Here is a 270-nt window from a genome sequence, read left to right as displayed (position 1 = left end):
ACATCCTGCAACTAGGCTACTTCGACAGCACTTTGACCGCCATGCGCCAAAATCCGGAAAAAGAGATTAAATCGACCAAAATCGATACGGCCGATGTCGATATTTTCCGCCGTGCCAATACCTCCCCATTGGCGAAACACCTCAAGCCCGGCTCGACTTGGACCAGCTTGGTAGACAACCTTGGCTATCTGATAGAAACGTTCCAGCCGGATATTATTGTGACGCCGTCCCCCAATATTGATGCGCATCCCGACCATCAACATACTGCGC

At 51.1% G+C, this 270-nt stretch carries 1 pseudogene; it reads left to right on the top strand.

The features are described 5' to 3' along the window. Positions 1-270 (top strand): annotated as a pseudogene (locus ACTHS3_RS17920) (PIG-L family deacetylase); the annotation flags it as partial.

This window comes from Neisseria sp. P0009.S007, assembly GCF_051962515.1.
Note: the sequence above shows the minus strand (reverse complement) of the source record. Positions and strands in the feature narration are given on the sequence as shown.